This window comes from uncultured Chloroflexus sp. (genome assembly GCF_937951745.1).
Classification (GTDB): Bacteria; Chloroflexota; Chloroflexia; order Chloroflexales; family Chloroflexaceae; genus Chloroflexus.
Map to the genome: position 1 here is coordinate 59,056 of NZ_CALFBQ010000004.1, position 22,240 is coordinate 81,295.

General features: G+C 60.1%; 21 protein-coding genes. 8 read left to right on the top strand and 13 right to left on the bottom strand.

Features of this window, described 5'->3' with window-relative positions; translation table 11 throughout:
- Positions 1–63: 63 nt before the first annotated feature.
- Genes Q1A59_RS01490 through Q1A59_RS01510 form a run of 5 tightly spaced genes read right to left on the bottom strand, consistent with a single transcriptional unit; the run spans position 64 to position 5,935 of the window.
- Positions 64–879: a hypothetical protein gene (locus Q1A59_RS01490; RefSeq protein WP_298400872.1), complete on the bottom strand. Its 816-nt coding sequence runs from the start codon at positions 877–879 to the stop codon at positions 64–66.
- Positions 880–908: 29 nt separating this feature from the next.
- A complete protein-coding gene (locus tag Q1A59_RS01495; protein ID WP_298400870.1) occupies positions 909–2,360 on the bottom strand; it encodes a proton-conducting transporter membrane subunit in 1,452 nt (483 codons plus the stop codon).
- A gap of 2 nt (positions 2,361–2,362) precedes the next feature.
- Positions 2,363–3,085, bottom strand: coding sequence for a hypothetical protein (locus tag Q1A59_RS01500; RefSeq protein ID WP_298400868.1), 723 nt, complete (start codon positions 3,083–3,085; stop codon positions 2,363–2,365).
- A gap of 28 nt (positions 3,086–3,113) precedes the next feature.
- Positions 3,114–4,814, bottom strand: coding sequence for a hypothetical protein (locus tag Q1A59_RS01505; protein WP_298400866.1), 1,701 nt, complete (start codon positions 4,812–4,814; stop codon positions 3,114–3,116).
- 35 nt (positions 4,815–4,849) lie between these two features.
- A complete protein-coding gene (locus Q1A59_RS01510) occupies positions 4,850–5,935 on the bottom strand; it encodes a hypothetical protein (protein WP_298400864.1) in 1,086 nt (361 codons plus the stop codon).
- A gap of 239 nt (positions 5,936–6,174) precedes the next feature.
- On the opposite strand from Q1A59_RS01510, the gene Q1A59_RS01515 reads away from it, so the two are divergent.
- Positions 6,175–6,474 (top strand): hypothetical protein, encoded by a 300-nt coding sequence (locus Q1A59_RS01515; RefSeq protein ID WP_298400862.1) that lies wholly within the window; start codon positions 6,175–6,177, stop codon positions 6,472–6,474.
- 98 nt (positions 6,475–6,572) lie between these two features.
- Here the strand turns inward: Q1A59_RS01515 and Q1A59_RS01520 are convergent, their stop codons facing one another.
- Positions 6,573–7,538: an ABC transporter permease gene (locus Q1A59_RS01520; protein ID WP_298400859.1), complete on the bottom strand. Its 966-nt coding sequence runs from the start codon at positions 7,536–7,538 to the stop codon at positions 6,573–6,575.
- 85 nt (positions 7,539–7,623) lie between these two features.
- Here Q1A59_RS01520 and Q1A59_RS01525 point away from each other — a divergent pair, with 85 nt between their 5' ends.
- Positions 7,624–7,824 (top strand): hypothetical protein, encoded by a 201-nt coding sequence (locus tag Q1A59_RS01525; RefSeq protein ID WP_298400857.1) that lies wholly within the window; start codon positions 7,624–7,626, stop codon positions 7,822–7,824.
- Between the two features lie 109 nt (positions 7,825–7,933).
- On the opposite strand, the gene Q1A59_RS01530 is transcribed toward Q1A59_RS01525, so the two are convergent.
- The 4 genes from Q1A59_RS01530 to Q1A59_RS01545 form a co-directional block, all read right to left on the bottom strand.
- The gene (locus tag Q1A59_RS01530; protein ID WP_299643539.1) at positions 7,934–9,658 is read right to left on the bottom strand and encodes a DUF4097 family beta strand repeat-containing protein; all 1,725 of its coding nucleotides are present in this window, start codon (positions 9,656–9,658) and stop codon (positions 7,934–7,936) included.
- 30 nt (positions 9,659–9,688) lie between these two features.
- Complete coding sequence (locus Q1A59_RS01535) at positions 9,689–10,054, bottom strand: SHOCT-like domain-containing protein (protein ID WP_298400851.1); 366 nt, start codon at positions 10,052–10,054, stop codon at positions 9,689–9,691.
- On the bottom strand, positions 10,038–10,418 hold the full coding sequence (locus tag Q1A59_RS01540) for a DUF2089 domain-containing protein (protein ID WP_066784031.1): 381 nt from the start codon (positions 10,416–10,418) through the stop codon (positions 10,038–10,040). Before Q1A59_RS01540 ends, Q1A59_RS01535 begins: the two co-directional genes overlap by 17 nt.
- A gap of 318 nt (positions 10,419–10,736) precedes the next feature.
- Entirely contained in the window at positions 10,737–10,958 is a 222-nt protein-coding gene (locus Q1A59_RS01545; RefSeq protein WP_298400844.1) for a hypothetical protein, read from the bottom strand.
- 155 nt (positions 10,959–11,113) lie between these two features.
- On the opposite strand from Q1A59_RS01545, the gene Q1A59_RS01550 reads away from it, so the two are divergent.
- The gene (locus Q1A59_RS01550; protein WP_298400841.1) at positions 11,114–11,935 is read left to right on the top strand and encodes an ECF transporter S component; all 822 of its coding nucleotides are present in this window, start codon (positions 11,114–11,116) and stop codon (positions 11,933–11,935) included.
- A 339-nt stretch (positions 11,936–12,274) separates the two neighbouring features.
- Here Q1A59_RS01550 and Q1A59_RS01555 read toward each other — a convergent pair whose 3' ends face one another.
- On the bottom strand, positions 12,275–13,690 hold the full coding sequence (locus Q1A59_RS01555) for an ammonium transporter (protein ID WP_298482158.1): 1,416 nt from the start codon (positions 13,688–13,690) through the stop codon (positions 12,275–12,277).
- A 1,056-nt stretch (positions 13,691–14,746) separates the two neighbouring features.
- Here Q1A59_RS01555 and Q1A59_RS01560 point away from each other — a divergent pair.
- The 5 genes from Q1A59_RS01560 (at position 14,747) to Q1A59_RS01580 (ending at position 20,047) form a co-directional block, all read left to right on the top strand.
- A complete protein-coding gene (locus Q1A59_RS01560) occupies positions 14,747–15,085 on the top strand; it encodes a zinc-ribbon domain containing protein (RefSeq protein ID WP_298482670.1) in 339 nt (112 codons plus the stop codon).
- A 353-nt stretch (positions 15,086–15,438) separates the two neighbouring features.
- Positions 15,439–16,083: a TetR/AcrR family transcriptional regulator gene (locus Q1A59_RS01565; protein WP_298400834.1), complete on the top strand. Its 645-nt coding sequence runs from the start codon at positions 15,439–15,441 to the stop codon at positions 16,081–16,083.
- 3 nt (positions 16,084–16,086) lie between these two features.
- Complete coding sequence (locus Q1A59_RS01570; RefSeq protein WP_298400831.1) at positions 16,087–17,847, top strand: efflux RND transporter periplasmic adaptor subunit; 1,761 nt, start codon at positions 16,087–16,089, stop codon at positions 17,845–17,847.
- Positions 17,848–17,961: 114 nt separating this feature from the next.
- Complete coding sequence (locus tag Q1A59_RS01575) at positions 17,962–18,768, top strand: ABC transporter ATP-binding protein (RefSeq protein ID WP_298400826.1); 807 nt, start codon at positions 17,962–17,964, stop codon at positions 18,766–18,768.
- A 28-nt stretch (positions 18,769–18,796) separates the two neighbouring features.
- Entirely contained in the window at positions 18,797–20,047 is a 1,251-nt protein-coding gene (locus tag Q1A59_RS01580) for an ABC transporter permease (protein ID WP_298400823.1), read from the top strand.
- A 71-nt stretch (positions 20,048–20,118) separates the two neighbouring features.
- On the opposite strand, the gene Q1A59_RS01585 is transcribed toward Q1A59_RS01580, so the two are convergent.
- Together Q1A59_RS01585 and Q1A59_RS01590 are read right to left on the bottom strand one after the other, a co-directional pair.
- Positions 20,119–20,766 (bottom strand): SH3 domain-containing protein, encoded by a 648-nt coding sequence (locus Q1A59_RS01585; protein WP_298400820.1) that lies wholly within the window; start codon positions 20,764–20,766, stop codon positions 20,119–20,121.
- Between the two features lie 76 nt (positions 20,767–20,842).
- Positions 20,843–22,126, bottom strand: a complete 1,284-nt coding sequence (locus Q1A59_RS01590) for an NAD(P)/FAD-dependent oxidoreductase (RefSeq protein WP_298400817.1) — start codon at positions 22,124–22,126, stop codon at positions 20,843–20,845.
- Positions 22,127–22,240: the final 114 nt, after the last annotated feature.

The window sequence follows — 22,240 nt, forward strand, 5'->3', positions numbered from 1 at the left end:
CTCTCTTAGGAACGCATAGTAAGCGCGCTAGGATGGGATCACGCCGCAGATAGCGGAAGGCATTCAGGCGCTTTGTCCTAATCCCAGCATTGCCACAGCCAATACCGCCAGACTCCCCGCCCAGATGAGCGTAGTGCGAAGCGCCGCCGGCACGCTTAAGCGTGGCAGCCGGCCTTGCAACCATTGGAGAGCAAGGGCTGTGATGGCGCTGCCGCCAATGATGATCAACAGCTCAGCCCATGGCGGCAGCAGTTCGCGCGGTAAGCCTGCCATCCAGACGACGGTCAGCAGGGCTGCCGCAACTGTATCGCGAGCAAACGTTAAGGTTGCCGCCGGACGCGCTGGCAACCCTTCGGTGATCCCCTGCGGCCCTAACGATGGTTCTGGCCCGAATGGACCCCAGTTGATCGCCGCCGGCAGGCTGAACAGACCGGCCAGCCAGATGAGCAGGTGGCCGCTGAGCGTCCAGCCGCTCAAACCGCCTGAGCTGCTCAGGCTGATGACAGCGACACTCCATACGATGGCTCGTCCCAATACGCCGATTTGAGCTTCGCGCACAGCGGCGCGCACGAGGTGAGGCGCCCCGGACGACAACGCCGGCCAGAAGGGGAGCCACGCCGCCGCTTCCAAACATACCCAAGCCCCTAACCAACCAAATGGCAGTGGCGCCGGATGCCATGGCCACGGCAAACTGGCCAGACCGCCGGCAACTAATCCCAGCGTGGCCAGCGCCAGCCAGCCAATCCAGTCCGTGGTCAGGAGCAAGCTGCCATTGGCCGGCAGTTGGCGGGTGGTGAGCAAACGGTAGCCAATGCCTAGCCCGATAGCCAGTGCGCCGCCCGGATAGATGATCAGTGCTATCAATCCGGCTATCAACATGAAGGTTGTCGCTTCCTTTCTCTGCTTTGCTATACAGCGTGCAGCGCAGCCAGACTGCGCACCGCCGCTTCGATCGTTGGCAACAGCACATTCGGGCAGAGGCCGATTGCCAACATCACAGCCAGCAAGATGCTGATGAGGGCAACGCTGCTCAATGGTTCGCTAGCTGGTTGGGGCAGCGGCAGGCGATCCAGTTCGGTTTCGCCAAGCAGCGGCGGTTCCTCATCTGAGGGAATGTCGCGCGAACCAATCAGATACTGCACGGCCAATTGCACCAGTGTCAGCGCCGCTAAGCCCATTGCCGCCAGCACGATCAACAATTCGCCCCAATGGATCGCTGCGGCTGCTTGTAATACTAAGAGCGAGCTGGTTCCACCCGGAAACGGCAACCAACCGATTAACGCTAACCCGCCACCTAACACGCCGGCGCCTGCCACTGGCTGGCGCCAGAAGAGGTCGTTCCGAGATTCTGCGGTCAGGCGCTCGTGCGGATGTTCGAGCAGGGCCAGACTGATCAGAATGGTTGTCACGGCTAACGCTAGATTGATCACACCAACCAGCGCGCCACTCAGGCCGGATAATGACAGTGAGGCGAATCCATAGAATATGATACCGCAATTGCTTGCGATCAGATAGGCAATGCGCTGGCGCAACGTACTTGCGGTCAATGCTAGCGCGCTGGCTAACACGGCGCTGATCGCCGCCCCGATGCGCAGCACATGAAGCGCTTGCCCTCCCTCGAAGAGCAGCGTCGGAAAACTTTGCATCGTCAGCAACAAAACGAGCAAGCTCGCCGGCGCTGGTAGGGCGATAATAAGGATGGCCGCCAGCGATCCGGCGTATGATATCAGATCGACCAGCCACGAATGGAACGGCGTCAGCGCCATACGCAACGCAAATCCGGCGGCCAGCAAGGCTAAGATAAACCGAGCTGGCGAAATGCGCCCCGGCAGTTCACCCGGACGAAAGATATCGGTGAGGACGTAGGCGATGTAGAGCAAGATACCGGCAACGACCATTAAGACCAGATACTTCAATGCAGTTGCCAGCGTCTGCCGGTTGACCAAGACCCCGGCTCCGGTTGGTAGATCAACAATGGCTAGCACCGTTGTCAGACCGATGGCCACCAACACCAAGGCGGTCACGAACGAGTCTTGCATCACCAGAATTGCGATCGTTTGACCAACGGTGAGCAGGCCGATGGCGCTGAAGTTTTCGCCGTGCGGCACGATGAGCGCCGCGGTCAGTGTTGCAATGCCCACCCCTAAAAATAGAAAGAGAAAGATTTGGTTGAGCGGGCTGAGCAATAATGTCACTCCTAAGACGCGCACCGGATCGTCAACCCGTACTTGTACGGCGAGCAACAATTCAACGACTAGCGTCCCGATGCTCAGCGCAATGGCAATGCGGGGCAACCGGCGCAAGAGAAAGGTGCTGAAGGCCATACTGAGCGGGAAAAAGATGAGTAACAGGTACAGCATGGTTATCCGCGGTAGAGTTCGCTGATCGCGAGCGTCTTCAATCGCCCATAGACGATCCCAGCGAGGTAGGCGATAGCCAAGGCCAGCAAGATTTGGACAACGCTGAGCAACAGTAGCGCCATAATCTTTAAGCCGCTTGCCGCCGGCGCGCTCATGACCGCACTGTACAATAAGTCAATCCCGCTGGTGCAGAGGAGCAAGCCCAAGCCGATTTTCAATACGTCGCTAGCCGTGGCCATCGTGAGCATACCGCTAAGCGCAAGCCAGTACCATGCGAAATCGAGACCGGGACTGGGCGCAATCGGGTAGATGATCGGCAGAACGATGCTGGCGATCAAGGCGGCAACTCCTGACCAAAATGGAAAGACATAATCAATCAACCGCAGCGTTTCGGTGGAGCGTTGGCGAGCAGCGGCGCGCAAGGCTCGGCGTAGCTCGGCTTGCCCGAACTCATCGAGGTCTTCGAGACCATAATCGCGCGAAAAAGTGAGTGCCGTGACCGCGAGAATGAGCGTGGTGCAGACGCCAGTAATGAGTTTGATCAAGGCTAGCGAACTTAGCCCTGCTTGGCCGAGATCGGGTCGCACGAAGGGTTGTTCGTTCAGTAAGCCGGCCAGCGCCCCATAGTTCAACAGCAACAAGATGACTGTCAGCCGCCAATCGCGCAACAGTAAGATGCCGCCTGCCGAGATGCCGAGCAGTATGATCCAGATATCAAACGTCATAGTCCGTCATTCCTTGTCAAGGCGACGTTCATTGCGCCATCAAGATGAGGATGGCCAACAGCGCGACGATTACGCCAAAGAGGTAGTAGCGTTGCTCGAAGATGATCATGCCGGTATGCAACATGCTCGCTACCCGATCGATCGCGCGCCCCAGCCAAATCAGCGCTGTGTGCGCATCGGCGGCTTCCGCCAGCCCGCGCAACCTATCACCCATTCCCTGCCAAGTGGGGATAACGGGGTTGCCGATATTGGGTGGCGGGTCGAGCCGCTTAGCTCGCCGCGCTAATAGCCATCCGCCAAGGCCGCTGGCCAAGGCAAAGCTAATCAACGGCCAAGCAACCGGATCGGCGGGGAGCACTGGCGGGGCAAAGGGCGACCAGCTCAACCACAGCGGCCATGCCAACCACGGGATCAGGCCGGCCAATACCAGTGGCGCGAGTGCCAAGCCTCCAAGCATGCCTTCTGGCCAATGTTCGCGCGTCGTCGTCTGACCATGCCAGCACCGGATTACGAGCGGCAACCCGGCTGCTAGACCGATCAGGGCAGCGGCGATGAGTGGCGCAATAGCCCAAACCAACCGGGTGGCGAGTGCTTCGATCAGCCAGCGCCATCCCCAAAAGCTCCACCCAAGCGGAAGACCGGTGGCAATGGCGGTGGTGAGCAGCCAAAGTACGCCGCTCAAGGGTAGCGCCACCTGCGCTGCTGATCCGTCAAGCGCATCGCTACTCTGACGTTGGATGATCGCTGCGACCACGATCCCGCCAGCAATGGCATGGAGCTGCAAGGCCAGTAAGAGTGCCGGTGCGGCTAAGCCGGCCAGAGGATCGTTGATGACTGCGGCGCACACGATCACCCCGGCTTGTAGTGCGCCCTGCCACAACCCCAACTCGCGCCCATTCGCCGCGCAGAGCGCACCGACTGCGGCTCCGAGCGCGCCGATGGCGCCAGCAGCAGCCAACAACTGGCCGGCGAGCGCCGGCAATGGCGGTAATTGCGGTATGACCCGCACCACGAACCCCAACCCAATCGTTGGCAATACCAGCCCAGCGATTAGCGCACCAACCGGCGCTGGCGCATGGGCAAAGCTCAAGCGTGTTCCGGCGAACGGCGGCGCTCCGGCTAAGGCCAGTGCGCCGATCACCGCGAAGAGTACCGGCGCTGTTGCAGGCGTTGTATCAGGGGTCAGCAGCGCCATAAGCGCAATGAGACCGCTCACGGCCACGACGGCGACTGCTCCGGCAATCAGGTGCGGGGGAAGTCGCCCCGGTGCCGGCATCACACCGCTAGCGAGTAACGCGCCGTGGGCGGCCAGCACAGCCAGCGCCCAACTGAGCGGGGTCAACACGCTGAATGGGGGGATCGTTAAGCTGAGTAGCGCAGCGGCAAGCGCCAATGTGAGCCAGCCAAACAGTGTACCAAAGCTTTTAGTAGCGGGGGGAACGGCGAGTGCTAACGCGAGCAGACCAATGGTTCCGCCAAATAATAGCCCTCCTGCCAGCGCTCGTTCGCTCAGAGCAACTGGCGCTGGCAAGACCACTGCGATCGCGCCAATGCTGTACAACGGCGTCGCCTCCGCCGGTTCAAGCGGGTCAATGATGACCCCAACCATGGCGATCCCGCTGGCTAGCGTAGCGAGTAACGCTAAGCGCCGGGTAATGCCAGCGCGGCTGAGCAGAAAGCAAGCGGTAGCAACCGCCAGTAAGCTTATCAGTCCGGCAGTAACACCCATGAAGCGTCGCTATCCTCCCCCTGATTGCAGAAGCGTTATTCGCGACCAATGATATAGGTCGCTGCTTGCCAGCATGCCGTGCATGGGTCGGTTGAGATGGCGATCAGGAGCGCATCGTCAACCGCAGCTTTTTGCAGGAGTGAACGCGCTAGTAAGCGGTCAAGTTGCGGCGCAATCCCGATCTGCACCTCGGTGAGACGCTGGCCGTCGCTGCGCACAGTATACCGCAGGGGGCCGCGCGGTGCTTCGACGGTTGCGGTTGTTTCACCTGCCCGCAACTGGATCGGCTCCTGCATGACGCCAATCGGGAGATTATGCAACCAACGCGCCGCCACGCGCAACGCTTCAATCGCTTCCAACAACAAGACGACCGCCCGCGCATACACATCGCCGCCCTCTTCCACCACGAGCGCTGGGGCAAGGACGGTATACCCGGCGTATGGCGCATCGGTGCGCACATCGGTGGGTACGCCGCTAGCGCGCGCCAAGGGGCCAGCCAGCCCAAACTCTTTGGCGGCGCCAGTGTTCAAAACGCCGATATCAACCATGCGCGCCAAGAGCGTTCGGCGTGGGATCGTTTGCTCGGCCACTGCGATCATCGCCGGTAACAAATCGTTGATCGCTTGTTCGGCGCTGGCTAAGGCGCTCTCATCCGGCTCTTCCGCTAATCCGCCCGGCCGAATCACCGCCGCTTCGTAGCGACCGCATAGGTTGAGTAAGATCGAGCGGATCCGGGTTTCAAGCCGGCTTAGCCGCGCAGCATCACGTAAGCCCAAGGCGGTGGCTAGCGCGGCCAGTGTATTGGTATGCGATGCCGCGCGTTCCAGTTCCGCCAAAATAGCGCGGATGGCTTGCGCCCGTAGCGGTGGAGTCACTTCGGTAAGCGCCTCAATGGCCAAGCTTAGTGCTAAGGTATGCGCAACGCTGCAATAGGGGCAGATCTGCGCAGACGCGCGCATCGCGCTCTCAATGCCGCCCTGCGTGAGCCGGCGAGCGTACGCGCCGTCGCCGATCGTTGGCCGGTATTCGACATCAATAATGTATTCACCCTGTATCGTCAGCGTGACGTGCTCGCCATGCCACGCGCCTGCAACCGGTTGGAGCGCCAGTTGGTACTTCAATCCGCCTCTCCTCTCTGTCGCGGCGCATTATACCACGCTCCCTTCAACCAGTGCAGCGGCGGCCATCCACCGTCGATCCACCCGCCGATCCACCCAGAGATGGTAGGCTTGTACAATGAACGATGGTACAGTAGAGAGGCGTCGAGCTGAACTCCGGCGCCACGCTCAATGCCTAAATCATATCAGCGCTAGCGGTAGTTCAGGTGCTTTTGGCGTCTGCTAAGCGAGGAGAAATGACGATGTTCTTCTGTTTTGATCATATCTATTGCTCGCCAGCCGGCAATATGGCGATCACATCTCAACGGGAAAGCGAACATCCCGTAGAGTATCGTTTGGTGGTGGCAAATCAACTTCTCTATATTATCTTTGATGGTGGCAAGCGTTGGAGTGGCTATGTCATACGCCCTTCCGATGGCATCGAAGCCTCGTTTAGCAGTCGTAGCTGCCTAGAGTATGTCATCGAGGGCTTGATCGGACGGCGGGTTTGGCCGCAGTATCGCCAGCAAGTGCTAGCGTTGCTTGACCAGTTTCAAGCCTGAAGCGTGTGACAACGGTTCACGATGAGACGATGTTGCCTGAACGACAGCCCAACGGGCTGTCGTTGCTGTTTCGGGCGTACTGGATGTTAAGGTCTGTTTCAGGCCGGTTCGCGTTCGTCACCGAGCCGGATGCGGGGATCGAGCAGCGCGTACAGTAGATCCGCTAACAAGTTGGCAACTGCGAAGATGACAACCGTGATCATAGCGACGGCTTGCAGCAAAAGCAGATCGCGCCGATCAATGGCGAAGGTTAGCAGCCGGCCAATCCCCGGGTAGTTGTAGACGTTCTCTACCACAATCAACCCGCTGATTAACCATCCCAGACTGATCGCGATCACCGTAATCGTGGGCAAGAGTGCGTTGCGCAAGACGTGCCGGCGCAGAATGGCGAGCGGTGACAATCCCTTGAGGGTTGCGGTACGAACATACTCTTGGCGCAGTTCGGTGATCACGCCGGTGCGGGTAAGGCGGGCGATGTAAGCGAGCAATACGAGCGTAGCGGTGATGGCCGGCAAGGCTAATTGGGGCGCGATCTCGATCAAGGTGGCGTCGGGCCGGATTGATGAGTTGGCCGGCAGCCAGCGCAACCGAAAGGCGAAGAGGTCGATCAGTAGTAAGCCGGTGACGAATTCGGGCAAGCCGGTGACTGAGAGGAGGCTCACATTAATGACGGTGTCGTCGGGTTTGCCGGCCCGCCAGCCTGCCCACACGCCAAGGCCGATGCCGAGCGGCAATGCAAGCAGAAGAGTAGCGCTGGCCAGTAATAGTGAATTGCCGAGCCGCTCGAACACGAGCGGGCGAATGGGTTGACGTGTGCTGTACGAGATGCCCCAATCACCGGTGATAAAGCCGCGCAGCCAGTCGAGGTATTGGACGGGCAACGGGCGATCGAGGCCGAGTTCGGCGCGTAGTGCGGCCAACGCCGCTTCGCCAGCTTCGCGGCCCAACAGTACGCGGGCGACATCGCCGGGTAATAGCCGGCAGATTAAAAAGATGATCAGTGAGCTGATGAGGACCGTTACCCCCAGTAAGAGAATGCGGCGCAGCAGGTAGCGCAGGATCATAAGCTATCTCGTCTGGTTGTTCACAGTTTCCATTCCTCCCCATAGTGTAACCCACTATTCGCTTGTGATGTTTTGGCGTCTGGTTGTGGCGACTGTCCTCATCTCCAACTCCTTGCCCACGCCAGCGGGCAAGGGGCGCTGCGGTGTTCCGCTCCACGGTGCCTGTCCCGCCGATCAGGCAGCGTTCTCGCTCCTGCCGTCAGGCGGGAACGAGGGCCGGGGGTGTGAGGGCCAACGCCAAGAGCGCCGCGGCGCCGGACGGCTGGCCGGCACCGCAGAGACGTAAAGTTCTTTAACGCAAAGATGCCAAGGAACGCAGAGAGCGCAAAGGTATGAGGGAAGGTGATCATCCGCTGCGTTCTTGGCGCCCTCTGCGGTAAATCACCCGCCATCCCCTACTCATCCAATCCGGCCAGCAGCAGATCGCCCTCGGCGGCGGTGATGCGCCCTTCGGCGACCATCTGCAAGATCGAGGCCCGTTGTTGTTCGCGCTCCGCCTCGCTAAGTGGTGCCGAGCGCAGTTGAATGGTTTGGCCGGTTGCCGGCGGTGGCGACGGCGGTGCATGGTGTGGCGGGGCCGGCGGCACGGGCGGCACGGGTGGTACGGGCGGTACGGGTGGCACAGGTGGCACAGGCGGGGGTGGTTGGATGCGACTGAGTGCGCGTTCCACCGCCTCAAGGGCGCCACTCAGGCCAGCCGCTGCCGCCTGCCGGGCCTGCTCTTTGATCCGCTCGATCCGGTCGGGATCGAGCCGCCATTCGCGCTGATTGATCCGCACCCGCACCCGTTCGGGGCCGGCTTCCTCTTTCAATTGGCGCGCGCGCTTGGCGAAACGGTCGGCAGCAGCGCGCGCCCGCTCAGCCGCATCCGGATCGCGGCCCGATAGCGCGCTGCGCAGCTCGGCGGCTAGCTCGCGGCCTAGTTCGCTCAACTCACGGCCCAGCTCGCGGCCCAGTTCACCTAACTCTTGCCCCAGTTGTGCGCCGATACTGCTGAACGACCCCGGTTGGGCGGGGCCTTTGACGACCAAATCGCCGCCCACGATGAGGCGTAGACTGGCCGCTCCGTTGCCGTAACGCAGCTCGACCTCTTGGCCGGGGAACGACGGCTGCGCGCCGGCCCCGCTAATCTCGCCGCCTACCACTGCTGTCAGCGCCAGATCGGGTGTTTCGGGAAGATGGATCGTTGCATCACCACCCACTTGTGCCCGGATAACGCTGCCGGTGCTACAATTGGCGCGTAACGACAAATCGCCTCCCACTGCGTTGATGCTTAGGTTGCCGCTGGCCTGCTTAATTGTGCAGTCACCGCCGACATTGCCAATCGCCAGATCACCTGTCACGCTGGCCAGCTTGCAGTCGCCGCCGATGATGCCGATCTGACCGCCGACCAGCTTGCCGATCTCTATGTCGCCGGCGACCGTCTCAACGCTCAATTGATCGATCTGCGCATCCTCGGTATCAACATCACCGCTTACCGACAGGCACTGCAACGCCCGCGCCTGCCCGCTTACCGTCAGATCGCCGTTCACCCGATCGAGCCGGAGATGGGCGACGCCGGTGGCGGCAATCTCAACATCACCATTGATCACGCTGACCACCAACTGCTCACTGAGGCCGTTAGCAGTTAAATCGCCATCGAGGCGCTGCACTGCCATGCTTAGCACAGTGCGCGCCGTGACATCACCAGCTACGCTGCTAAACTGGGCCACCGGTACATCAATCAACGTGACATCGCCATGAATGTCAGCCGTCGCCGCTAACTCAGCAACTGCGGTCGCAGTGACATCGCCGGCTAGATAGCCAATTGCGACGTGCTCGGTAATCTGGCGCAATGCCAGATCACCGCTGAGCCGATCTACCTTTACCCGGCGCAGGTTCATCACCCGCGCGTCGCCATCGCAAACCGAAATCCGCACTTCAGCGGTGGCAGGCACGGCCAACTGCACATCGCCATCGCACGGGCCGATGACCACCCCCGCTTCGCCGATCTGCACCGCCACCGGCTCATCAGCTTGCCACTCGATCGCCGGCTCGTCCCAGCCGCGAATTGTGAGATCACCCTCGACCGGTTGGATCGTGATCGTGATTGGCTCCTCAACCGGAATTCGTTCTTTCATCGTCGTGCTCCTGAGCTACTCACTAGCTCGCTATTCGACCACTATCTCGATTCGTTCACCCTCTTCCAAATCCTGCCATTCGAGCAGCAATCCGGTCGTGCCCCGCTCAACGCTGCGGATCAGCTCTTCGAGGGCGCTGCCGCTCAGTTGGGGCGCCAGCCGCGCGCCAAGCCGCAGACCGACGTTGATCAAGCTGACCGGAATGGCCACCGAGGCTTTGAGGCGTTGCGACGCCAGATCGGTCACGCGCACCCGCACCAAGCGGGCGTGGCTGCGTTCGAGCGGGCGCGGGTCGGCGCTGAGGGCATCGAGCAGGCGGGCGGCTTCAGCAGCCGAAAGCTGGCCCTGTTCGATCATCTGCAAAATCCGGTGACGTTCTTCATTTGCGCTGTTCATCGCCGACTCCCTTCAGCAAGCGGAGTGCCTCTTCAACCGAAATCTCGCGTGCGGCGAGGCGGTCGAGAATCTGGCGGCGATCGACGCGCGGTTCGTGTTCGGGCGGGCCGCCGAGCAGAGCAACAATCTCATCGAGGCGAGCGCGGGCGGTGTTGTAAGCAATATCGAGCTCGGCTGCGAGGCGCTGGATATTGCCACGATTCTTGACTAGCAACTCTACAAACGCCAACTGTTCGGGCGAGAGCCGGCCAATCCAGCCGAGGCTAAAACGGCCTTCTATCACGATCCCGCTGCTCGGCGACTCGAGCCGGGTCACGATCAACTCACCGCCAGTAATGGGATCACGGGTAAGAAGCGGGTGCATAGGGGTCTCCTTGCTGTTGTGCGAATGTTACTAGATTGCTGCCTCACCGCTTTGGATTGAAGGGCGAACAGAACACGTGATCGCACACAACCGTTGATTGCTATGCGATGGCTCAACGCTCGGCTCCGCGCTCCCCTCTCCCGCGCTATGGGGCGGGGCTGGGGGTGGAGGGTAAACCGGCTCACCAGCATCCTATCAACCGTATCTACGTGCATACGTGCTGTCTGTCCTTGGAGTTCATTGGGCGAGAAGTCGAACGTTTCAGCGTGGGCAGGTGAGTAGCGAGACGTTTTGGACGGTGATCACAAGTTGTCTCCATCACTCAAACGCTTTATCCGCATAGGTGAGGTGACTGGTGCGGCGATCAACCGCGTAGCGCAACAGGCGCTGACCAAGCCGGATCAAGAGCCAGCCGAGCCAACGCGCTGGGCGGTGCGCGAAGCGCGCGCGCGGGCATAACCGGGCTTGGGCGGCCTCGGCGATCCGTTCGTTGCTTGTGTGCGGCCATAGCTTCTCGTGATGGTAGAGATCGCGCATCATTGTCACACCTCAGAAATTTTTCATTTGTTTGGTAATAATTGCCAATCTGGATGAAATATTACCATCTAGAATGGTGATTGTCAATAGCTCTCTGATTAATTTTGGTATTCGATCGGTATTTCTTGATGGAAAAGGCTTGTGGTATGATAACAGCTATGACCGCACAATCTGCTCATCACAACCGATGGTCAGCGCGCGCTGGCGATCTGGCGCTGGCCCTGATCTGTTTGCTCGGTGCAATCGCGTTTCTCTATCCCTTTGCGATGGGACGGGCCGAAACCGGGTTTGACCAAGCACATGCCGCTACTGCGCCGATCTTCTTCGCCCTGCTCGGGCCGGCATTATTGGCGCTGCTGATTGCCGAGCTAAGTGCCGGACGGCTTAATACTCGTATCCTTGCCGTATTGGGGGTGCTGACCGGCGTGGTAGCGGTGCTGCGGTTGCCGGCTGGGCCGGGAGATTCGCCCACCTTCTTCTTCCTCATCATCCTCGCCGGCTATGTGTACGGTGCACGCTTCGGCTTTCTGCTCGGTGCGCTGGCGCTGCTGGTCTCAGCCCTGCTCACTGGCGGGGTCGGGCCGTGGTTGCCGTTTCAGATGTTTGTCAGCGGTTGGATGGGGATGAGCGCCGGTCTGCTCGTGCCGCTGGGCCGGCGCTTGCGACCGGGTGGGTGGGCCGAGATCGGACTACTGGCCGGCTTCGGCTACCTGTGGGGGTTTCTGTTTGGCGCACTCATGAACCTCTGGTTCTGGCCGTTTGCGCCTCCCGGCGAACTCGGCTGGACGCCGGGCAGCGGCGTGGTGGCGACGCTCCGCCAGTATGCCATTTTTTACGCCGTGACCTCGTTGGCGTGGGATGCTGTGCGCGCTTTTGGCAACGCCGTCTTGATCGCGCTGCTGGGGCGGCTCGTCCTCAAAGAATTGCGCCGGTTTCGTAACCGCTTCTGGTTTACGGTTGTGGAAGGCATGGAGGTATAGCCAGTCTGGGTTGTTTGTGCGCTGCTCCTTGTGTCAGTGCGCGTCGCCGGAGGCGGGGCTAAAGTTGAGGTCTCTCACCGTCGAGAGCGCGTGAGGGGCGACCTATCCTAACGATGTTTGCAAACCTTCACGCTCTTTGCGCCGTTGCGTTGGTCCTCACCCGTGTTTACTCCGAGCGTGCTGCGGATGATCCCTTGCCAAAGCCTCTGCGTCTTCTGCGGTCAAAAACCGCTGCGTTCTCTACGGCAAGTCGTCGGGCTTTCGCCTTTTCGCGCCAAAAACAACCCCACCACTGCGTCACGCAGTGGTGGGGGCGCAAGGAGGAGGGTACATTTCGCGTTACTTGGCTAGCGCGCCGCTCACACTGCTGCCCGCCGGTGTCACAGCCAGATCGGGGTATGCCACCATCCCGTGCTCGCCGATATCGAGACCGGCCTCTTCCTCTTCTTTTCTCACGCGCAGACCGATCGTCGCCTTGATAGCGAAGAACATCAACGCCGCCGTCGCCACCGTCCAGAACCCAACTGCTACCACGCCGACCAACTGCGAGATGAGCAGGGTCAAGCCGCCGCCGTAGAACAGACCGGTGGTGCCGGTATTGCCGGGGATCGAGGCGAAGAGACCGACCGCTAGCGTCCCCCAGATACCGCTGATCAAGTGAACCGGCACTGCACCGACCGGATCATCGATCTTCAGTTTCTCAAGCAATTCCGCTGAGAAGACTACGATCGGACCAGCGATGAAACCGATGATAATTGACGAGAGCGGATCGACGTAGGCGCAACCAGCAGTAATTGCCACCAAGCCACCCAACACGCCGTTAAGGGTCTGGCCCAGATCAGGCTTGCCATAACGCAACCACGCGGTGAAGAGCGCGCCTAATGCACCAGCCGCCGCCGCCAGATTGGTCGTCACCGCCACCATCGCCACCGCATCAGCATCACCCTGCGAAGCAATCGCCAATTGCGAGCCGGGGTTGAACCCAAACCAACCCAGCCAGAGAATGAAGGTGCCTAGCACGGCCAGCGACATATTGTGGCCGGGGATCACACGCGGCTTACCATTGGGGTCGAAGCGGCCAAGGCGGGGACCAAGGATCATCGCGCCCACCAACGAGGCCCAGCCGCCAACGCTATGCACCACTGTGCTGCCGGCAAAGTCGGTGAAGCCCCAGTTGCCTTCGGTGCTGCCGCTGTAGGTGTTCAGCCAGCCCGATCCGCTCCAAACCCAATGCACAACAACCGGGTAAATGAAGAGCGAGATAATGAAGCTATAGATCAAATAAGCCGTGAACCTCGTGCGCTCAGCCATTGCGCCAGCGACAATCGTGGCCGCTGTGCCGGCGAAGACTACTTGGAAGAACCAGCTCGCCAGCACTGGTACCTCACCCTCGGCAGTTACTGCCGAGAGGAAAAATTGGTCGGTGCCGATGAATCCGCCCGCCGAGGTGCCATAGGCGATTCCCCAACCCACCGCCCAGAAGGCGATCGAGCACATCACGAAGTCCATCAGGTTTTTGAACAAAATGTTCGTCGTGTTCTTTGAACGGGTCAGACCGGCGGTCAACATCGCAAATCCGGCCTGCATAAAGAAGACTAGCGCCGCGGCAACGATCAGGAAGAAGGTATTCATTGCGACGGCTAGCTCCGCAGTGGTAGGGCCTTCTTGGGCGAAGGCGCGCCCGCTACCGACCAACCAGAGACCAAGGCCAAGACCCAGACCGAGACCGATCTTTGTGCGCCATGCAAGCTTCATGAGAGCAGCTCCTTAACCATGAACTATTTAGCGATTGCATGTAACGCATGGAATGCATGTGCTCCATGCGTTTAGATAAAATGCACAAACCATCTGCCTCTGCCTCGTCGCAGGCCAAACAAGCATCATCGCGAGTGCAAACGGTTATATGCCGTTGCTATGAATTTGTGAATAGAGCATAATCACGGCGTATCCAGACAACAACCTTCAGATTCCTCACTCGTGCGCTCGCGGTTCATGCTGCAACACCGCAGATGATGGCCGCGCATTGCGCTTCACCCCCTTACCTTATGTGCATCGTGGCGATTGCCAACTTGTGCAATCATTGATGCAATTATGATAACAGGCCCATATAGGCCTGCCAATAGATAGGATTGACAATCAATGTGTGTGGTAGTTTAGATTTTTTGTACAACTCCTCTTTAGAGAGAGAAGGGGGACAACGAATAACCGAATAGCGGAACGAATGGGGTAACGAATGGTAGTACACCATCCCCCTCCCCCCTTGTGGGGGAGGGGCAAGGGGTGGGGGCACCCTCCCCCTCCCCCCTTGTGGGGGAGGGGCAAGGGGTGGGGGCACCATCCCCCCTTGTGAGGGTGGGAGGTTATCAATTTCATCCAAAGCGTAACATCACCATCCCCCTCCCCCCTTGTGGGGGAGGGGCAAGGGGTGGGGGGGATATCTCCCGCGCCCAGCCGTTTGCGAACGACAGAATGAATTCCGTCCTACAGACGCACCCGTGAGACCGGAGCACGCCCTCTCTCTTCAACGGGGGGCGGGCTGGAGTGCAGGGCCTTTCCACTGCGTCGAGCAGGTGCTTAATGCGAGTTTCAAACCCGCCCCTTCCGCACCGCATTGGCCTTTCCGCCGTTCGTCCTATGCGCCGTTTTGCACACTAGTAAAAATTTGGTATAATCAATATTCAAAGATGGTACGGATCTGGTACGCGCGAGCGATCCCCTGCTGAGCCTCCCCCTCGGTCGAGTTCGGACGCAACGCAGCCCACGCACCGGCCACCTAAACCCTTCGTTGTTCTGCTAGAGGAGTAGCGAGCCATGAGCTTCGCAGACAAGACCCTAACCTGTCGGGATTGCGGGATGGATTTCGTGTTTACAGCGGGAGAACAGCAGTTTTACGCTGCCAAAGGCTTCACGAACGAGCCGGTGCGTTGCCCGTCGTGTCGCAAAGCGCGCAAATCGCAGATGAGCGCGGTCCCCGAACGGGGTCGGGCCAGCCATGCTGCGCCAGTTGCCCGCGAGCGAGTCAATTATCGGGTAACGTGCGCTAGTTGCGGCCAAGAGACCACGGTTCCATTCGTACCCCGCGGTACTAAGCCGGTCTACTGCAGCTCGTGCTTTAACCGAATGCGTGGCGATTCGCGCGCGATGTATTAAACGATAGTCACTTCACCCCTTGCCCCGCTCCCCAATGCCGGGAGCGGGGTTTGTGTTGCTGCTTCATATAGCGGTGGCGACCGCAGCAGCTTGGTTGTTGCACGCTTCCTAACGCCGTGGTCGTCAGCCGAGCGTGTTGTTCGCTTCACCGACCCCGCTCTCTGTATAAACGAGCGGGGTTCAGAGTTCCCCCGCCTATTGTCTGATCTGGGATGGACGGCGTTAATCGAGCGGCCTTCCAGCGCAACGTTCTTCCTCTGTTTGGCAAAATATGTTCAAAATATTGACAATTGCTTTGCATTCTGCTATATTACTTACCGGTCGGTAATAATTAATCAGATTGATCCTGTGAAATGGCAGAACTCAACCTTACGCCCGATCCGCGCATCAGTGACAGTCCGACGGCGCTGCGCATCCTTGATGTGGCAGCCCAACTCTTTATGCAGCGCGGCTACCGGGCCGTTTCGATTAACGACATTATTCACGCCGCCGGCGTAACGAAACCGACTCTCTATTACTACTTCGGCGACAAAGAAGATCTCTTTGTGCAGATGGGGCTACGAGTGCTCGCAACAATGCATCAGCCATTAGCCGAGATCGCTGCTTCTGACCGGCCCTTCGTTGAGCGGTTGCAGGCAATGGCAACGCTGTTGATTACCGGCTACGAGGGCGACATGCGCACGATGCGCCACGAGATGATGGAGCATCTCGGCGAGACGGCTCGCACGCGCCTCAGCGCCGCGTTCTACCAGCACTTGTTTGCACCATTGACAACGGTCATGCACGAGGCCAGCGCCGCCGGGATGGTGCGTGCCGATATAGCCCCGGCGATGTTAGCCATGCTCTTTCTCAGTCTGTGCGAGACCTTTCATGAATTGACGCCGGCCCATCCGATGCTGCGTTGGACCGGCGCCGTTTCACCGGCCCTTTTGGTTGATCTGTTTCTGCGCGGCGCCGGCACGCAGGCCGCGCCCAAGTCTTCAACAGGGATGTCATAATCTATGAGTACCTTACCGCAGTCACGCCCTCGGATCGGATTTCCCCGCCTTTCGTTGCCGGTGTTGATCGCTGCCGGTTTATTGATCGCTGTGATCGCAACCGTCGTCATTCGTTTTGTTTCGACCTCTACCGTTGATCCGCTGGCCGGAGTGACGGTTGTCCCCGTCACTCGCGGCGATTTGCGCTTGACCGTCAATGCAACCGGTTCAGTTGAGCCGAATCAGACAGCTGAGCTGAGTTTGACCCTGCCCGGCCGGGTGCAAGAGGTGTTAGTAACGGTTGGTCAGACGGTGGCCGCCGGTGATCCGTTGCTCCGGCTCGACGATCGCCAGTTGCGCGCTGATGTAGCGGCTGCCGAGGCGGCGGTGGCGCTGGCCCAAGCTGATGTGCAAGCCCTGCGTGAGCGGGCTACTCCTGAACAGCGGGCCGAGGCCGCTGCGTTGGTAGCGGCGGCGCAGGCTGGGTTGGCCCAGACTCAAACGAGTGTGACCCCGGCTGATATAGCGGCGGCACAGGCTGCGGTTGAGGAGGCGCGCGCGCGGTTGCAGAAGCTATTGGAAGGCCCGCCAAGCGAGCAGCGGGTGCGGGCTGAGACGGCGCTCACGCAGGCTAAAGCCGAGCTTGATCGCCAGCGCGAGCTGTTGTCGGCGGCGAAGTCGGATGCGCTGGCCCGGGTTGAAGCGCAGGCGAATGTGGTGCGCAACGCTCAGAGCGCCTATAGCGATGCCTACTGGAATTGGGAGCACGTCAAAGCGAACGGCACCGATCCGCGCACTGGCCGTTCGCTCAACGAGACCGAGCAGCGCGATTTCGAGCGTGCCTTCGAGCGGGCGAAGCTAGCCCTATCCGACGCTGAAGCGGCGCTGGCGCAGGCGCAGATCGCCTACCAAACTGCTGTGCAGAACGAGATCAGCGGCTTGGCCGCCGCCGAGGCGCGGGTCGCCAGCGCGCAAGCCGATCTCGACGCGCTGCTGGCCGGGCCAAGCGCCGATGCAGTGGCCGCTGCTCGCGCCCAATTGGCCCGCGCTGAAGCCGAATTAGCTCGCCTGACCGGCGCATCTCGCCAGAATGCTATCGCGGCCCAGCAGGCCCAGTTTGAAGCGGCCCAAGCGCGCTTGGCCCAACTCACCGCCGATCCGCGTGCCAGCGATATTGCCCGTGCCGAAGCTCGGCTAGCCCAAGCGCAGGCCCAGCTCGAAGCTGCCCGCATTCGGCTCGACGAAGCCACCCTGCGCGCGCCATTCGCCGGCATGGTTGCCGCCATCAATGTTACCCCCGGCGAAGCGGTCAGCGGCCAAGCACCGATTGTGTTGATTGATGTGAGCCGCTACCTCGTTAAGGTGACGGTTGATGAAGTGGATATTGCCCGCGTTGCAATTGGCCAGCCGGTCGAGGTAAACGTTGAGGCCCTCAATGCGCCGCCCTTTAGCGGGCAGGTGGTCAATATTGAACCGCTGCCCGCCGGTACTAGCGCCGTCACCGCCTACCGGGTCACGGTTGCCTTCGACCCCGCTGGCCAGCCGGTGCGCCCCGGTATGACCATCAGCGCCGCAATTGTCGCTGCTACCCGCAGCAATGTGTTGCAGATCCCGGCTACGGCGGTGCGTAACGTTGGCGCGAAAACGCTAGTTGAGGTAGTGACGACGGATGAGAACGGCCAGCGCAAACTCGTGGAACGTTCGGTGCTAGTAGGCTTGCGTGCCAATGGCGTGGTCGAGATCAAGAGCGGTTTGACTGACGGCGAGCAGGTCGTCGTGCGGTAGTGACATGGCCGCGCAGTTGACTAGCAGGAAACCGGCTGGGTTGTGACGCGAGCACCAAACTTCGTCACAACTCCGGCATATAGTAAACATAACATTACCAGAAGGGAGACTTCTGTGACGACTGAATATGTAAGCCGCCCGATCGTTGAATTACGGAACATTCGCAAGACCTTCCCGACCGGTGATGGCGAATTTGTCGCGCTCGACGACATTAGCTTGACGATTGCCGAAGGCGAGATGGTTGCCATCATGGGACCATCGGGCAGTGGCAAGAGCACGCTGATGACGTTGATCGGGTTGCTCGACAGCCCGACCTCTGGCCAATACATCCTCGACGGGATCGATGCCTCAAGCCTAACCCGGCACGAGCAAGCGCGCATCCGTAATCGCAAGTTAGGGTTCGTGTTCCAGAACTTTAATCTGTTGCCACGCCTCACCGCGCAGCAGAATGTCGAATTGCCGCTCGTGTATGGGCGGGTCGGCGCCCGCGAGCGGGCCGCCCGCGCCCGCGCGGCGCTCGAAGCGGTTGGCTTGGGCCATAAGCTCGACAGCCTGCCCAACACGCTGTCGGGTGGCCAGAAGCAGCGGGTAGCAATTGCCCGTGCACTGGTGCATGACCCGGCCATCATTCTGGCTGACGAACCGACCGGCGCGCTCGATACGCGCACCGGGGCCGAGATTTTGGCCCTGTTCCGCGAACTGAACCGCGATCAGGGGCGCACGATCATCATCGTTACCCACGATCCCGAAATTGGCCGCCACATGGATCGAGTGATCGGGTTGCGTGATGGGCGGCTGGTTGACAACATTCTCAGCGAGTACTACGGCGTCGAAGTATTGGAAGAGGTCGAGCGCACTCGTGGTCTTGAGCCGGTGCCAGTGCCGGTGGTGCGTCGGCCAGCCGATGAGTCGGCGTCATAGCAGTAGATAACCGGGAAGAGGAAGAGGCATGTTCACTGAACTGATCGCCATGGCCTTTGATAGCCTACGCGCCAATAAATTTCGCTCACTTCTCACGATGCTTGGCGTGATTATTGGCGCCGGCACACTGGTCGCGGTGCTCTCGCTCGGCAATGCGCTGCAAGGCCAAGTCTTCGAGCAGTTTGTTGATCTTGGCACCCGCCGGATTGCGGTTACGCCGGGTGATCCGCGAGCAAAGGGTGCGCGTGACGTGCCCGGCTACGGCTTGCTCTCGGTGCAAGATTATCACGTACTCGAAACGATGGTTGCCAACCGGCCCGATCTGTTCCGCGCTATCGCACCGGAGATCACGATTAGCACGCAGGCCCGTGCCGGCGCGGTCGCCTTGCAGACGCTGCTAGTCGGCACGAGTGCAGATTACCCGCAAGTGCAGCGCACACCAATGTTGTATGGCCGCTTCCTCACCCCGGAAGATGAAGCGGAAGGTGCGCGGGTTGGTGTGTTAGGCTGGCTGGTGGCGCGCGATCTGTTTGGCGCTGACAAAGCGGCACTGCGCAATGTGATCGGCCAAACGATTGAGGTCAATGGCCAGCCGATTGAGATTGTCGGCATCATTAACGAAAACGGCGGCCCCTTCTCGACCGATGGCCGCATCTTTACCCCGGTCAGCACCATGCGCTTGCGCTTGATCGGTGATCTCGATCTGCCGGGCCGGGGACTGCGCATGAGCAGTATTTTGCTCGGCTTGCAAAGTGAGCAGCAAGTCACCGAGGCGGTGGCCTTGATCGAGAACACGCTGCGCACGGCGCGCAATGTGCCGGAGGGTGTGATCAATGACTTCAACCTGCAAACGCCGACGCAGGCGCTGAATGTACTGGCCGGGATTAGTACCGCCATCACCGGGTTTATTGCGGTGGTCGCCGGTATTAGTTTGGTTGTCGGTGGGATTGGGATTATGAACATTATGCTGGTGGCGGTGACTGAACGCACCCGCGAGATTGGCGTGCGCAAGGCGCTGGGAGCTAGCGATGGCGATGTGCTCGGCCAGTTTGTGATGGAGGCGGTGGCACTCAGTCTGGTCGGCAGCCTGATCGGCGTGATCGGCGCGATCGGTATCGTGTGGTTGATCAGCACTGCCAGCGGGATCAACACCGGCATTTCGTGGATCGGGATTGTACTGGCGTTAGGGTTTGCGTCAGCAATCGGGATTGGGTTCGGATATTACCCGGCCCGGCGGGCGGCGTTGTTGCCGCCGATTGAGGCTTTACGGTACGAATAACCGTAACCATACGTAGAGCCGCACGGCTCCCGATCCGGCCCGTGCGGCTCTGCGCCGATCTGCAATTGCGATCAATGTTCCGGCGTGGTCACCAATTCGGTGCCGGCTACCCACCCTTCACGGCCATCGGCGGTGCGGATGCGCCACCACGGATAGCCGTCTTTCTCTTGCGGGCCGGCCAGCAGCGTCAATTGCGTACCGGGGGGCAACCCGTCGAGCACAGTTGAGTCAAGGCCGGGAGCGTTGCGCAGGCGCAGGTTTTTGCCGCCGGCCTTTTGCACGTAGGCCACGCCACCTATCTGCAACCCGCCAGCAGCCGGTGCAGCCGCGGCAGGAGCTGGCGTACTGGGGCCAATCTTGACCGCGCCGCCACTACTGAGGGCGCTGGAAATGGCACTAGCGACACTGCTACTCTCTGCTGGAGCGCCCGCGCTTTTACCGCCTGTCGCCGCTGCGGCGCCGGCAGTGGTGGCCGCTGCTAGTTGTTCCTTCAATTGTTTCAGCTCAGCCTCCATCTGCGCCATGCGTGCCTCGGCGGCGGCCAATGCCTTGCGTGCCTTTTCGGCGGCGGCGGCATCTTGTTGTGCCGACTCGAGTTCCTCTTGCAGCCGCTTAATCTCTTGCGCTTGTCGCCCGATCTGATCACTCATCGAGCGCATCGCTTGACTGATGCCCTCATTCGTATCCCCCTCGTTTTTCTTACCGCCGAAGTTGATCATCTCCCTTGCTCCTTCCCAGCGACCCTGCCAACCGTATCTACGGTTAGATGCATTATAGATGGTTCAGGCCGATTCGTCACCGGGGAAGATCGGCCCGAATCGCTTCGGCGCAGCGTTCGCCACTTAACATCGCTGCATTAATGCTGCTCGCTTCGGTCAATTCGCCAGCCAGATATAATCCGGGCCGGCTAGTGCGGTTGTCGGGTAGGTTGGGATGGATGCCGGGCGGCTGCGGAAATTGGGCGAAGGGGATGCGATCCACCCGTAAGATACGGGCATTCGCTAATGCTGTAGTCGCCACTGCTTCGTTCGCGAAGATACGGTGCAGATCAACTATGGCCCGTGCCACGATTGTACTTTCATCACGATCAGAGACGCCAATCACGGCGGCGGCATAGAGATACCAACCGGCAGGTGCATATCCCGGTGCTACTGCGCTCATAGGGGCTAGCGTATTGACAAAAGCATCATCATTGGCATTAAGTAGCAACTTTTTACCGCGGTAGAGCGGATGGCGGGTAGCCAACCAGACGCACGATGAACCGAGGCTACCTTCCGGTACCGGCAGCCCACTTAGCCGAGCAGTCTCAGGCGCCGGCGTTGCTAATACTACTGCATCGGCGAACAGTTCACTGCCATCAGCTAACTGCACACCGCGCACGTGCTGATCACGCGTGATTAACGCTGTCGCACGGGTATTCAGCCGTACCCTACCGGCGGCCACTAATTCGGCCCCAAGCTGCTCGGCAATCGCTCCCATGCCGCGATTGGGGACAACCGTCTGTCCCTCGCTCATCATCTTGAAATTGAAGCGAAAGCATTTCGCACTCGTTTGCAACGAGCGGTCGAGAAAGATGCCGCCGAAGAAGGGGCGGAAGAAGCGGTCAATCATGTGGTCACTGAAGCCAAGCGCCTTGAGTTCAGCCAGCGTGCTTTGATCGGGTCCGGCAAGAAGATTGTCAATCATCTGTTGGCGTAGTCGCATTGCGAGGCGCAGCGTGCGCAGCTTGTCGGCGGGCGATACGACGCTGGCCAGCGCCGCGCCGATGAGAGCGGACGGATCACGGTCGCGCAGCGGGTCGGTCAACACCTCGCGCCGACCACCCCATGCCACAATTGCGCCGGGATCGAAAGCCCGGAGATCGAGTGCAGTGAGGTTGAGCTGACGCTGCGCTGCTGGGTAGGCGGTGAAGAGTACCTGAAACCCGCGATCAAGCACGAAGCCTTCAACCCGATCCGAACGCACTCTTCCCCCTAGCCCATCACTTGCTTCGATCAACGTCACTTGATAGCCGGCGCGGTGCAGTGTGCGGGCGCAGACCAAACCGGCCACCCCGCCGCCAATAATGAGTATGTGCATGCAACAATCCTTCTAGGCTAGAGCGAACGCTATGCTTGCAAACCGAAGGTGCAGAGGGGCAAAGGTATGAAGATGTGTTCACGCAAAGGCGCAGAGAATACGTAAGATATGTTT